We start from the raw sequence: 12,548 nt of genomic DNA, 5'->3' as shown, positions 1-12,548 counted from the left end.
GAAACTCTTCAAAACGCTCTTTTAGCCCGGTTTTAACCACGTCCTTGAGACGAATGATACCCAGCGCGCGCCCATCGATTTCCACCCCAAGAGGCGTTCCCCCATCACGAGCTACACGGTTCGCCAATTCATGAAGCTCATCCGCGGATCCATGGGTCACTTCCACAATGGCACTGACCGCCCCCTTACGAATCGACCGTCCATCAGAAAGGTCAATGCCGCTCATCCGAGTGGTGGCCGAAAAGGCAATGACCTCCCCCTCCGCTTCGGGAACCGCTGGGAGGTGCAAAGATTTTTGTGCCAACTCGACCACCGAGCGTCCTTCAGGAGTCGAGTCCGCCAACGATGCGATTAGCGAGGCGTCGGCTAATTCTTGCCACGTCACGCCCGACACGGGTAGAAACTCCGTCGCCATACGGTTGCCAATGGTAATGGTTCCCGTCTTATCGAGGATAATGGTATCAATATCGCCTGCCGCTTCGACCGCACGCCCACTTTTCGCCACCACATTGACCAAGGACACGCGATTCATCCCCGCAATGCCGATAGCGGACAATAATGCGCCAATGGTGGTTGGAATGAGACACACCAATAGCGCCACCATGGTGGTGGTATTGGTCGCATTCTGACCAAAATAAGAGGCGATGGGCACCAACGTCACGACCACCAGAACGAAAATTAGGGTAAGTACGCCGAGAAGGGCAGAAAGCGCAATCTCATTAGGCGTCTTTTGACGCTTGGCTCCTTCCACCAAGGCAATCATCCTATCCAAAAAGGTTTCTCCCGGGTTAACGGTGACTTCGATGGTCAAGCGGTCCGAAAGGAGGATGGTACCACCGGTCACCGCATCCTCTTCGGCCTTGACTACCGGTGCGGACTCTCCAGTGATGGCCGATTCATCAACCGACCCCACCCCTTTCACGACCTTCCCGTCTCCCGGGATCACCTCTCCTGCCTCCACCACAATGATATCCCCGCGCATTAACTGTGAGGATTCCACCCATTGTTCCACGCCCCCCCGTAGAACCCGGGCGCGGGTCGACGACTTGGTTCGTCTGAGAAAGTCCGCTTGGGCTCTTCCACGGGCTTCGGCATAAGACTCTGCAAAAGTTGAGAAGAGCAGCGTAATGAACAAAATCACAGCCACCATCCAGTCATACTGCGTAGCCGATCCCGTTTTGGCCGTGACAGACAGCCAGATGACCACCGCTGTGCCAATTTCCACCACGAACATGACCGGATTATGGATCATCTCCACGGGATTCAGTTTTTTAAATGTGTCCCGCACGATGACGCCCCGATAGCTAACGCGTGATGTGACCTCGCTTGACGACATGTCTTGAACTCCTTTCGACGTATCCATTAAAAGAGGTGATGCGCCATCATCAGATACTGCTCGGCAATAGGGCCAAGCGCCATAATAGGGAAGAAGGTGAGCGCATTTAAAATCGCAATGGCCGTCAACAGCACACCGGCAAATAGTGGGGTGTCCGTATGCATAGTGCCAGAGGACTCGGGTACCGTTTTCTTCGCCAAGAGAGACTCTCCAATGAATAGCATGGCGATGACCGATGCATAGCGACCAATGATGACGACAATCCCGATCGTCACCTCATAAAACGGGGACGAGGCCCCAAGCCCAGCAAACGCCGATCCGTTATTAGCGGCCGCCGAGGAATAGGCGTAGAGAATTTCTGAGAGACCATGGGGCCCGGGGTTGAATACCCCTGCTAAACCCGCATGGCTCGATACCGCTACCGCAGAACCCACCAAAATCAAAAGCGGATGGATGAGAAAGGCAATCGCCGCCAACGAGACTTCTTTGGTTTCAATCTTCTTGCCGAGAAATTCGGGTGTCCGTCCTACCATCAATCCCATCAAGAAAATGGTGATGATCACAAACATCAGCATGTTGAGAAGTCCGACACCCTTCCCTCCAAAAACCATGTTGAGAAACATGCCAATGAAGAACGAAAGCGATGAGAGAGGGAGAAAGCTATCGTGGGCACTCGCCACCGATCCGGTCGTAAAGGCCATGGATGAGGTTTCAAAGAGTGCCGTTCCTCCGATGCCCAAGCGCACCTCTTTGCCCACCATGTTCGCATGCGTATGCAATCCCAGCGCGTTAATAATGGGGTTGCCTGCGGCTTCGGGGAAATATGCCAACGCCAACATGATAAGAAAAATGACGCCCGAGACGCCGATCAGCGTCCACGCTAGGCGGCGTCGACCCGTCATAGCCCCAAAGGCGTAAAAGAAGGACACGGGTAAGAGACCCATCGACAGAATTTCCACAATGTTGGTGAAAGCGGTGGGATTTTCTAGAGGATTCGCGCTATTAGCATTGGTAAATCCACCGCCATTTTGCCCTAAGTGCTCAATCGCTTCCCATGAGGCAATGGGCCCTCGGGGAATAATCTGACTTCCCCCACTCAAGGTATTATGGAGGTGAAGATAGGGAGCGAGCGTCTCCGGTACCCCTTGCGCCACTAAGATCAGTGTCACAATGACTGCTAGTGGAAGGAGTAATCGCGTCACCATCAGCGTCAGGTCGACGAAAAAGTTCCCCAGAGGGCGTCCCGATAAGGCCCGAATAAAGGCGATGCCGGCCGCTCCTCCAGTGGCAGGCGTGACAAACTGCAGATAGGATAGCACCGCAAATTGAGAGAAATAGGACATTGTGGTCCCGCCCGCATAAGCTTGCCAGTTAGTATTGGTCGTAAAACTGGCCGAGGTATCAAAGGCCAACTGAGGATTGACCGCGCCCAGCTGCTCTGGGTTAAATGGCAAGTGACCTTGTAATCGCAATAATATATAGGCCATAAGAGCCCATCCGAGATTGGTTAACACCAATGAAATACCATACTCCCATGCCGACATCGAGCTATCTCGGTTGACGCCGATTGCGCGAAAAATCACATTCTCTATCGGTTTCATGGGCCTATCTAAGAACGTCGGTTGAAAGGTAAACACCCTGACAATGTAATTGCCCATGGGCTTTAGCACAATTACGAAGATGACCAGAACTAATGCCCACGTCACGGCCGTTTGTAGGGTCACGTTGGGAGCCTCCTTTATACAAAATTTCCCCTTAGAATTTCTCCGGGTGGATAATGACGTACACGAGATATGCCATAACAAGAACGGCCAATCCTAGCAGAATGTCGTTTTGCACTCTGTCACCTCCTCGGTCCTACATTCTCTTGAAATAGCCGGCTAGCAGTACGAGTCCGGCAAAGACCACTAGAAAAAGGCCTATCATCTCTGCATCTAACATGGGGACCCCCCTCTTGAACTCGGCGTCAGTATATCCGGGGGAGGTGGTGCCACGTAAGTAAAAAACACGTAAAAATTGCCTATCCCCGCTCTTTAACCGGTGACGGCGGTAAAGCCGCATGCTACTCTAGGCCATGAAAAGACATACCGTGTTTGTCGCGCTTGAAAGACGGCCCATTGACCAGGAGGAAATCATGTCGGAGCGTTTTCGACGACGCAGTCCCGAAGAGATGTTGCAAGAAATCCAACGCCTGTCGCGCGGACAACATCGCATTTATTTAGGTGCAGCCCCAGGAGTCGGCAAGACCTATGCCATGTTAAATGACGCGTTAACGATTCGGGACGAAGGGATTGACGTGGTCATTGGCTGTCTCGATACCCATGGCCGCGAAGAGACCGAACGCGCACGGGCGGATCTCGAGATGTTGCCGCTGCGTGCGAGTACTCGCAAGGGCTTGGAGGTCTACGAACTCGATGTCGCTGCCGTGGTGGCCCGTAATCCGGATATCGTCCTGGTGGACGAACTGGCGCATACCAATGCGGATGATGCCAAGAGCCCGAAGCGTTACCTCGATGTCGAGGACATTTTAGATGCCGGAATCAGCGTGTGGTCAACACTCAACATTCAACATCTGGAATCGCTTAATGATACCGTACATGAGATTACGGGCGTTGAGGTACGAGAAACAGTCCCAGATTCGGTCATTCGACAAGCCACTGAACTACGCGTCATTGACCTGACCCCAGAAGCGCTGATCGAGCGATTAAAGCAAGGAAAAGTCTATCCTTCTGCTGTGGCTCATAATGCGCTGCAAAACTTTTTTCGACAAGGAAATCTTACCGCCTTACGTGAAATAGTGTTGCGGGCGGTCGCCGATGATACCGACAGTCGGCTCGAAACCTACATGCACCGTCACGACATCGCGGGTCCCTGGCGCGCCCATGACCGTATTATGGTGGCCCTCACCCCAGCCCCAAGTGGAGCACGGCTCATTCGGCGTGGTTATCGTCGCGCTCAACGAATGAAGGCCGATCTCACTGTCGTAACAGTCTCCCCGGGTCCTGGCCTCATTACCCCCGAAAATGCCAATCGCCTCGAACAGCACCGCAATCTCGCCCGCAAACTAGGCGCTGAGGTGGTGGAGTTATATGGCACCCATGTACCACGCGTATTGCTCGCCTATGCCAATCAGCACCACGTCACAGAGATTATTTTTGGAGAGTCGCATCGTTCCCGCTGGCAGGAATTCTTTCGCGGGTCGGTGATTAATGACATCTTGCGCTTAAGTACCGGCATCGACATTTTGGTAATGGGGGAAGACAACCCGAAAAATGGCTCCTAATCTCCCCAGCGTATTTCATCGCACCCGCATCAACCGCAGTTGATGGGGGATACGGTTCACGTTATCCGCCACTTTCTCATAGGGCCCCTCATTCCCTAAGAGAGAACACGTATAATGAGAAAAACGACGCACCGTCATGGTGAAAGGAGCGCGCCCATTGCCTGCCCTATCCTCCTCAACGCCGGTGCCGCCTATTGTCAAGTGGGCAGGCGGCAAGCGGCAACTATTATCAGCCCTGATGTCATCTTGCCCGGTAACATTTAATCGCTACTTCGAACCATTTGCCGGCGGTGCAGCCCTGTTTTTTGCGCTAGCCTGTCCCGGATCCTACCTCAGTGATACCAACGGTGATTTAATGCAACTGTATGAGACCGTTCGAGATCACATGGATCCTTTAGTCGAACGACTAAGGCAAATTCAAACAAGCTACCGCCGTCTATCGTCAGAGGCGCAGGCCACCTTCTTCTATGAACTGCGTCAGCGATACAACGAGCGAACATCAGATTCCATTGAGCAAAGCGCTCTCTTTCTCGCACTCAATCGATTGGCCTTCAACGGATTATACCGACTAAATGGGCAAGGAGCGTTCAATACCCCCTACGGACGCTACAAGAACCCCGACCTGGTTCGTGCCAACGCCCTCTTGAGTGCCCACCTGATCTTACAGCACGCCACATTGGCGACCGCCGATTATACCGCCATGGCCTCTTTGGTACGTCACTCAGATTTCTGTTATATTGATCCCCCGTACGTCCCCACGTCCAAAACCGCCAACTTTACCAGTTATACAGTGAATGGGTTTGGATGGGACGACCAAGTGGCCTTGGCCCAGTTCATCCGTGACCTTGCACATCGCGGGGTCTACGTCATGACTTCCAATGCAAACGTCCCGGCAATTCATGAACTCTATCACGACTGTCATATACAAGTGGTTCCGGTACGGCGCGCCATTAATTCCGACGCCACCAAGCGTAGCGGCGCCACTGAAGTGCTTATTACCACCTATCCGGTACCGAGTCACTAGTCGGCCAACCCGTCAATTTCGTCCATTCCTCCGACCCGTCTAGACATAACGAGGAGAGGCTCATGTTCAAAATCAAAATCCACGAACTTTGGCCGCATTCGCCCTCCCTTTTTAGAGGGTAAAACAAGAAAGGAGCCCTCCTAATGGGAGCCCCCTTCTTGCGGTTCGATGCGTTATTTCCCAACCCACCAATCCTGGTACAGGGCATATCCCGTGACCGGATTAAGCGTAGTCGGAGTCACGTCATGAACATTTTTAGCCACCGCTTCAATCGTGCCGGGATTATTGATAAACAAGACTGGAAGTTCTTTACTGGTGTATGTCTCATACGAGAAAAACGCCTTTAGACTAGCTTCTTCACTAGCAGCCGGAGCAATCGTTGTGGAAATTAAGCTATTTTCCTTGGGATTGTTGTACCCATAAAAATTCAACTCGGCCGAGGGTTCGAAAATCTCATCTCCTGAGGGATACGAGCCGCCGTACGTCCACCCGATACCAGACACGGCATCCCATTTACTGACGTCGGCTGGACTGGTGATGATGCCAACCATGGTCGCAAACGGCTCAGGTAACAAGGTGACCTTAACACCAATGCTGGCCCATTCGTTTTGGATGAGCGTCATCTCGTCGGTCGTCGACTGACTCCCACTCGAGTACATCAACTTAAAGGCTAATGATTGCCCGCCTTTCGTCATCACGCCATTGACCTCGTGCCAGCCATGCGAGGTCAGAAGAGCCTTAGCCGCGCTCAAGTTAAAGGGATAGAGCGGCTTCTCCAGTGTGGGATCAAGATAGGCCGTCGCCGGTTTCGACGGAATAGGCCCATATTGGGGCGGCGCATAGCCATAGTAGATGTCGCGATTAATCGTCTTTTGATCAATGGCTTCTTCTAGCGCTTGGCGCACATACAATTGGCTGAATACCGGTCCCAGGCCTGCTTCCGCGTGGGCATTAAGATTGAGCGAGAGAAACTGAAACCCAAAATTATATCCTGGCCACAGAGTGTCAACGTCCTTAAGCTCCCCGCGCGCACCGTATTCTGCCAAGTCAACATATCCGACCTGGACTGCACCGGTCTTCAATGCCGCAAATTCAGCCGCATTTGACCCTTCATAAGCCATGACAATCTTGTCATACGCTCGGCGACCCGAAAAATGCGCATTGGGAATGAGTGTCCATGATTGACTTGATATGGCCTGACCAAGCTTGTAGGCGCCATCCACCACGGTGTCAAAGCTCGGATTGGTGGCATTTTTCCCTAAATAGGTAATCTCTTCCGTAAGATTACTGGGATATTTGTTCCATGCTTGCTCTGGCATGGGTGATAGTTGACTCAGCCCATTATAAATAAACCACTGTTGGTTGGCTGGTTTGCTCAAGGTCACCGTAAACTCATAGTTCCCATTGGCTACAATGCTTTTCACGCCGTTAGGAATATCTCCTTGATTCGCGTCTTCATACGGCCAGGGAGCTGGTGCCGAGGGAGCCGAAATGGCTCGAATAATGTTCCATGTCCACAGCACGTCGGCGCTTGTTACTGGCTGACCGTCTGACCATTTCCACTTCGGATTCATGTACACATGGTAAACCGTTCCCGCTTTGTTGTAGGTCACCCGCGAGGCAATCGAATCGCCGTAGTTAATCGTATATTGGTTGTCCACGTAAAAGAGAGGCATGTACATCGCATCGATTAACTGAAAATCATACAAGGTGTCATTAGCCGCATCACCTAATGGGAAATACCAAGTGAGATTAGTTTGCGGTGGTAGGGCATTCACAATGGTCCCACCCGACACCGGACGGTTCGAAACGACGGACGAACTACTCGTCGAGGTTGCACCACAGCCCGCAATCATGGCGGTCATGCTTAGTGCCAATCCCCCAGTTAAAAGCATACTTCTCGATTTCATGTGACCGCCTCCGGAATTAGAATGCCATCAGTATCGCGGATTAATATTCGACATCATTCACTACGTTCCTGCACTAAATTATGAAACAATGCGATTTATTTAGTCCGCTGATATAGTAAAGCAGACGAGATACAGGTGGTAAAAATGAGGTGAGGAGGGCGTATACACCAAAGGACAGTCCACCCCGTGCGATAGCGAATCTTCCCAGCTGTGCGACGTCTTTGCGCAAGAAATCTTCGATTGACCATCGTCGTCTAGGGCGTGTCGTGTGAGGTCCATCCGTCCTCGCGATAGTCTAAAAGAAATTTATAAACGGATGCTGATGATAAGAAGGCGGAGGGATACCATCTCCGGGTGGATAGAACCTTCAGAGGCCATCGCATGGCCCTTACGGATCGAGCCAAGCTCGACCTCGTAAGGGGCATCTTTAGATCGCCGTTATAAATTCGAGTCGCCGGGGAAGTTGTCGTTAGACCCCACCACTTGACAACAAAGCGCCCTCATACGCTCTTAGACGGAAATCCGATGCCGTGTTTGCGCTCGAGGAAGTAATCGCAATTGATCAAGGCGCCCAGTGGCTCAATCCCTGGCGCGCGGCTGGGTCCGATGCCATCTTCGAGGTTTCCGACAGCGGCGATTAGTCAGCGGAAATAACGCTATCGTCAGATGCCTAGTAGAGATGCGGTCCAGCTGATCGCCCAGCGAGCATGCCGACCCTCTTTCAAAGCGACGTGGGATCAGAACAATCATTCTGCGAATGCACAGGGGTAAGATGCGCCAGACCTGACACTAGACGGGAAGACGATCCCGGCGTCCCGCACCACGCTTCGCGATGCCCAAAATACCGCATCTTATAACGTGACAGAGAACTACCACGAGTTTAGGATGATGCGAACCGCTGTGTCCGAGCTGCGTTCAAGAGTGCCACGAAAAGAGGATGCGGTATGTCCTCGGAGAGTTGCGGAACAAACAGCGTCGCGAGGAAAAAGGGGTGATCGATCCGTTCCACAATGCGAATGTTCCCGTCTTCATCGATCCCCGAGGCTACCAGTCCTTGACTCAATAGTTCCTCTCTATAGGCAGGATTAAGGTGGTAGTGGCAGCGATATGCTTCCCGCGTGATACGTCTTCCATACAGCGCATGGGTTTGGGTATTGTCCAAAATTTCCACCATCCCAGATTCCCCAAAGATAGCACACGTTATAGCGGTAACAACCCCGTGGTCTCCGTCCGGGTTCTCCTCGGCGCTTGTCGCATCATCGATACCCAGATTATTTCTTGCATGCTCTAACAGAGCATAGTGAAATCCTCCTCAGGTACCAAGAAATGGCCGTTGCCGTTCACGCGCATACTGAATACCCGCCAATGCCCCGCGGGAACTCACATAGGGAGTTCCCGGGCCAGCCAGGAGTGCGTCATATGGGTCTAAGATCTTGAGGTCCTGCTCCAACAGCGTAGTGTCCACCCACCGCACATTCACAACCTCTTCCAAAGTTTGTGCTGCCTGAATAATGGCAACCGCTGTCGCGGGATGCGTGAGCTTTGTCTCGTCATAATCGCCGATAATCCCCACATTCAACATGGCGCTTCTCCTTTTTTCCGATAATCACTATCTATCACTTTCACAGCGTAGACATCAGTCTATATCTCAGCCACCGACTGAGCAAAAAAGAATGTATGAATGACGCCAGCCTTGCAGCTAACGAGTCCGTATCAATCCAAAATCCCAAAAGGCCAGCCCATGACTCTAGTCACACCGTTTTCCGTCAAATGGCCCCGATCTCTCAAGCGAAAAGCTACAACCGCTGCATGGTACCAAGCGCCCAATAGCCTACAATGCTGAGACTTAACAAAAATACCCAAATTCCGGTATAAAGCCATCGCTCCCTTGCCGTAATAGCGACATACGACGGCTGGTGCATCTTCGGCTCACGGCTGAGGGAAAACACAATCAATGCCACAATGAGGACGGTCAAGGGATCAAAGATAAACTGATTGGTCAACGGATTATAAAAGAGCACCACCAAGACGCCGATCATTCCCGGAATCCATGCCTTCCAACGCCAAAATCCCACGGTGCGACCGCCGTCGAGCGGCAGTACCGGCATCAAATTAAAAACATGCAGTAAGAAGCCCATTTCCGCGATGGCAAAGAAGAATGCATGATGCGTGATGAACCCCAGCGCCAACGCCGCGAGGGTCCCTAACAGTCCAAACACAGGGCCCATGACGCCAATGTAGGCCTCATCCGCTGCGGATTGAGGAAATTTCTTCAACTGGATAAAGGCTCCAAGAAACGGAATAAATATGGGAAGAGTCGCCGGAATTCCTTTTTGGCGATTCGCCACCATATGCCCCGATTCGTGAATTAAAATTAAGACAACCAGCCCAATGCCATATATCCAACCAAAAGCCATACCATAGGCCAGCATGGTGAGAAGCATGGCGCCAAAAACCAGCACTAACTTAAATTTCACCAAGATACCCACCGCGATTGTCCACCATCGACGCAGTCGATCCTTGATTCCGGTGCGCTGAGATCGTACGGGTGGCTGATATTGAAATTCCACCCAGCCGAGTTGGACGCGCACGGCTCGGTCTCCTTGCATCAAGACTTCGTGCAATTGATGCAACTGATCAGCATCTAAGTGCAAATCCATCCCGTAAACATTGGGCATAGTACTCGGATCGTCACCACGCATGAGCCAGGTTCCGGGAAGTCCCGCGGCCATCGGCACAAAGCGCATCAATAGTTCCCGCCAGGGACTCTCCGAGGTTAGCGGATGCCATTCTTCCTTTGCAAGCACCGTCATGGCAGGACCTCCTTTAAAAAATCACGATTAACGCACTCATTCGCGTTAAAGAGATTGTATCCTGTCTTGACCCTCTGTGGCAGAGGAGAACCGGCTAGGAGATGACTGGTCATAAGACCCTTCTTTAGACATTGACTCATGTCCGCGCCTAAAGAACCCAGAGCCGATTTTCTTGGCTGGAGCACGTCTACGCATCGCACAGCATAATTCCTGAGGAATCCAACCGTGTAAAAAGGGTTAACACAACCATGGATTGATAAGCCGCACGATGATTCTAGCCATAGGCTCCGGTCGATGAAGGACTCGCGGTTTCATCCAAGGAATGCCCCCCATCTTTAGCATTTCGCCCATGAAGCCTTCCCCGGATTATGCATCAAGCCACGTCCCACTCAGAGCTGCATTACGTAATCGCGGAACATGGGCTCAAAAAACTCATACTGTCCTCGACCCACCTTGACTAAAATACCTTGGCTCATGAGATAGGTTAGAATCCGACCGACGCGCGCCGGCGACGCATGCTGGCCGTAGGGACGCTCCCCGTACGCCACTTTTTTAATCAATTGCTGGGCTCCTTGATGTTCGCTAAGACTCCTCCATAGTTCCTCAAAGGCGCGCATGAGACTCTCGAGTGCCCGCTGGTACGCAATTTCCAGTACCGTGAGACTCACTACGTGGCTCTCCATCTCCATGAGCACGTAATACGCTTCAGACGACACCAACATCGTATCCTGCGGATGTCCTCCGGTCAGTCGCAATAGGGCGCCTACCTCTGCCGGGGTAATGGAAAGCCCCCGCTCCGAGAATTTTCGGACCAAGTAGTCAGACCACGCAGCGGAAGGAATTTCCGGGACCGGGAGGGACACCGCATAGCGGTAAAACGCTTCATTGCCTTGAGAAAACAATTGCGCTAACAAGGTGGGTTTCGATCCAAGAAAAAGACAACTGACATGCGGCCTTTGTTGAAGATAACTCCGGAGAATCTTGTGAAGAGAGGCGTCAATCCGCGATAGTTCTTGAAATTCATCGAAGACCAAAATGACTCGACTATGCGAAGCGAGGACCAGTTTGTCCGCGATCCCTAGCGATTCTTCAAGCAATTCCAGGTCGGAACCTTGCCGTCGAGCAAACGCCAGACCCAACTCGATGCCTTGTAGCGAAAGCCGCACGTCGGTTTGCGTGACACTGCGCACCATGTCTCGGAGTTTCTCTACCGTGCGCTGTACTCCCGTCCGATTTTCTAAGAGAGCGTTGGCCAGGTGTTCCGCCAATTCCCGCACTGAGGTGATCCCGAATAGATCCACCAACGCCACATCATGTCCCTCACGACGTAGCCGTCGCAACACCTCAAGAGCCAATGAGGTTTTCCCTATGCGCCGTGGTCCGGCGAGCAAAATATTCTGACCATCGTTTAATCGACGCGTGAGTCCGTCCAGAAATAATTCGCGATCAATGATGTCATCTTCGGACACCGGACCACCAACTGGAAAGTAACGGTTCACCTGCATCACCTTGTCACATTATAACGTATAGCGACATCATTTATACCATTTGATGATATAATTTGCACTTTAAGCGCTGTGAAGCATGCTATCCACACCGTCATTGGAGCGTTCTCCTATCGCTAATAAAGGAGCGTCATGCTCCGATGCCCCCGTCGGCCCCACATACTCCAGGATGATACGAAAACGGGGACTCGTGAATAGCCCTATCCCTCCTCGGATACCTTAACACGTGAACAAGACAAGGAGCTGACCGACCATCGAGGAGAGGCCGTTTCTGGATGAGATTACCCGATTATCTACGGAGACCACCGGGATCATTGATTCGATGCTAAAGCGGTCCGAGGAAGATTACGTTGACGATATTCCGATGGCTCATCAGCGACTCAAAGACGCTATGGGACCGAGCCCAGATGTGGTCTATCGGTATATCACGATCCCTGCAATGCCAGAACAAATGGTCTTTCTCACCTATATTACCGGGATCACCGATAGCCAAATTGTCGATAGTGATGTCGTCGCCCCCCTCTTACTCACCACGTCGCCCCCAGACCAATGGAGCGATCGGACCCTCTTCGCAGGCCACATCACGAAGCGTCACCACTGGTCGGGTATTCTCCAAGATCTGGCCAGCGGCAATCTCATGATTTTTGCCCCGGGATTATCCTTTGTCTGGAGTGTCG

11 protein-coding genes are annotated in these 12,548 nt (G+C 52.1%); 3 read left to right on the top strand and 8 right to left on the bottom strand.

The features are described 5' to 3' along the window. The 3 genes from kdpB to ACOJWD_RS13520 all read right to left on the bottom strand — a co-directional run. On the bottom strand, positions 1-1,336 hold a 1,336-nt coding region (kdpB, locus tag ACOJWD_RS13530; protein WP_486993768.1), incomplete at its 3' end, for a potassium-transporting ATPase subunit KdpB. A 26-nt stretch (positions 1,337-1,362) separates the two neighbouring features. Continuing rightward, on the bottom strand, positions 1,363-3,060 hold the full coding sequence (gene kdpA / locus ACOJWD_RS13525) for a potassium-transporting ATPase subunit KdpA (RefSeq protein ID WP_486993767.1): 1,698 nt from the start codon (positions 3,058-3,060) through the stop codon (positions 1,363-1,365). Between the two features lie 31 nt (positions 3,061-3,091). Continuing rightward, positions 3,092-3,175 carry a potassium-transporting ATPase subunit F gene (locus ACOJWD_RS13520; protein ID WP_486993769.1) on the bottom strand — a complete coding sequence of 28 codons (84 nt, stop codon included), beginning with the start codon at positions 3,173-3,175 and terminating at the stop codon, positions 3,092-3,094. A 295-nt stretch (positions 3,176-3,470) separates the two neighbouring features. Here ACOJWD_RS13520 and ACOJWD_RS13515 point away from each other — a divergent pair, with 295 nt between their 5' ends. After that, positions 3,471-4,619 carry a universal stress protein gene (locus ACOJWD_RS13515; RefSeq protein WP_486993766.1) on the top strand — a complete coding sequence of 383 codons (1,149 nt, stop codon included), beginning with the start codon at positions 3,471-3,473 and terminating at the stop codon, positions 4,617-4,619. A gap of 136 nt (positions 4,620-4,755) precedes the next feature. Further along, on the top strand, positions 4,756-5,643 hold the full coding sequence (locus ACOJWD_RS13510) for a DNA adenine methylase (RefSeq protein WP_486993765.1): 888 nt from the start codon (positions 4,756-4,758) through the stop codon (positions 5,641-5,643). A gap of 173 nt (positions 5,644-5,816) precedes the next feature. Here ACOJWD_RS13510 and ACOJWD_RS13505 read toward each other — a convergent pair whose 3' ends face one another. From ACOJWD_RS13505 to ACOJWD_RS13485, 5 genes are all read right to left on the bottom strand, one after another. Further along, a complete protein-coding gene (locus tag ACOJWD_RS13505) occupies positions 5,817-7,553 on the bottom strand; it encodes a peptide ABC transporter substrate-binding protein (protein WP_486993764.1) in 1,737 nt (578 codons plus the stop codon). 880 nt (positions 7,554-8,433) lie between these two features. Continuing rightward, entirely contained in the window at positions 8,434-8,727 is a 294-nt protein-coding gene (locus ACOJWD_RS13500) for a CTP synthase (protein ID WP_486993763.1), read from the bottom strand. Positions 8,728-8,865: 138 nt separating this feature from the next. Then, a complete protein-coding gene (locus tag ACOJWD_RS13495) occupies positions 8,866-9,135 on the bottom strand; it encodes a CTP synthase (protein WP_486993762.1) in 270 nt (89 codons plus the stop codon). Positions 9,136-9,349: 214 nt separating this feature from the next. After that, complete coding sequence (locus tag ACOJWD_RS13490; RefSeq protein WP_486993761.1) at positions 9,350-10,366, bottom strand: site-2 protease family protein; 1,017 nt, start codon at positions 10,364-10,366, stop codon at positions 9,350-9,352. A 389-nt stretch (positions 10,367-10,755) separates the two neighbouring features. Next, positions 10,756-11,865 carry an AAA family ATPase gene (locus ACOJWD_RS13485; RefSeq protein WP_486993760.1) on the bottom strand — a complete coding sequence of 370 codons (1,110 nt, stop codon included), beginning with the start codon at positions 11,863-11,865 and terminating at the stop codon, positions 10,756-10,758. A 328-nt stretch (positions 11,866-12,193) separates the two neighbouring features. Between ACOJWD_RS13485 and ACOJWD_RS13480 the strand changes: the two genes are divergently transcribed. Further along, positions 12,194-12,548, top strand: a 355-nt coding sequence (locus ACOJWD_RS13480) for a spore germination protein (RefSeq protein WP_486993759.1), incomplete at its 3' end; no start/stop codon positions are given.

The organism is Sulfobacillus sp. TH-112, from assembly GCF_057473405.1.
The sequence above is the reverse complement of the archived record's forward strand: the minus strand, read 5'-3'. Positions and strand labels throughout refer to the sequence as shown.

Excerpts from the sequence above, each read along its gene's own strand:
- ACOJWD_RS13515 (WP_486993766.1), top strand. The coding sequence starts at position 3,471 with ATGTCGGAGCGTTTTCGACGACGCAGTCCCGAAGAGATGTTGCAAGAA.
- ACOJWD_RS13510 (WP_486993765.1), top strand. The coding sequence starts at position 4,756 with ATGGTGAAAGGAGCGCGCCCATTGCCTGCCCTATCCTCCTCAACGCCG.
- ACOJWD_RS13505 (WP_486993764.1), bottom strand. The coding sequence starts at position 7,553 with ATGAAATCGAGAAGTATGCTTTTAACTGGGGGATTGGCACTAAGCATG.
- ACOJWD_RS13500 (WP_486993763.1), bottom strand. The coding sequence starts at position 8,727 with ATGGTGGAAATTTTGGACAATACCCAAACCCATGCGCTGTATGGAAGA.
- ACOJWD_RS13495 (WP_486993762.1), bottom strand. The coding sequence starts at position 9,135 with ATGTTGAATGTGGGGATTATCGGCGATTATGACGAGACAAAGCTCACG.
- ACOJWD_RS13490 (WP_486993761.1), bottom strand. The coding sequence starts at position 10,366 with ATGACGGTGCTTGCAAAGGAAGAATGGCATCCGCTAACCTCGGAGAGT.